Source organism: Bartonella sp. LJL80 (assembly GCF_054871565.1).
Genome location: NZ_JBTXLM010000034.1, coordinates 1 through 1,028, shown reverse-complemented (window position 1 = coordinate 1,028; position 1,028 = coordinate 1). Strand labels below are relative to the sequence as shown.

Annotated in this window: 1 protein-coding gene; it reads left to right on the top strand. The window is 52.9% G+C overall.

The window, feature by feature from the left end; all coding sequences use genetic code 11:
• A partial coding sequence (locus ACYSNS_RS14540; protein ID WP_461723897.1) for an Ig-like domain-containing protein occupies positions 1–1,028 on the top strand: 1,028 nt, incomplete at both ends.

Sequence of the window (1,028 nt, the reverse complement as noted above, 5' to 3'; positions counted from 1 at the left end):
TTTACGGTTGATACGGTTGCGCCTTCAGCTGATGATGTCAAGATTTTAGGTTTGACGGATGATGTGTTGCCAAGTATTGGCGAGATTGGCCGTGGTGGGACGACAGATGATACGACGCCGACCTTGCATGGTACGGCGAAGGCTGGTGTGAGCCATGTCAATATTTATGACGGCACGACGTTGCTTGGCACAGCGGAAGTTGTGAATGGCGCGTGGAGCTTTACGCCGAAGGATTCTTTGGATACCGGCAGCCACAACTTCATCGTGAAGGGTGTTGATGGTGCTGGCAATGAAGGGCCTGAGGCCGATAGCTGGGGCTTTGTTGTTAACATTACAGCGCCGGATGTTCCCGCGATTACCGGTGTTTATGATGACCAGCCGACGGTAACAGGCCGTCTTGAGAAGGGTCAGACAACCGATGATAGCACGCCGACGGTTCGTGGTACGGGCAAGGCTGGTGAAGTCATTGAAGTTTTTGTCAATGGCAAGTCGGCCGGTACGGTTGTTGTTGGTGCAGACCAGACCTGGGAATTGACGGTTGGCAATGGCGCTGATGGGCAGCCATTGTTGAGTGCGGATGGCAATTACGTCATTACGGCAACGGCGACCAACCCTGACAATGGTCGTGTGAGCGGCAGCACAGGTGATTATCTGATTGTGCTTGATAAAACGGCTCCGACAGCGCCGGATGTACCCAAAGGTCATGATGACCAGGGTCCCAACACCGGTGATATTGTTGGTGGTGGTACAACAGATGACCGCACACCGACCTTGTCTGGTGGTGGCGAAGAACCCGGTTCAACCATCACCATCAAGGATGGTGACAAGGTTATTGGTGAGACAGTTGTCGACAAGGATGGCAACTGGACCTGGACACCGGATGAGGAATTGGAAGATGGTGACCATTCGATCACCACGACAGTGACGGATCCGGCTGGCAATGAGAGTGATCCAAGTGACTCGCTTGACTTCACCATTGACAGTTCAAAGGTTGAGATCACGATCACCAAGGTGATTGACGATCAGGA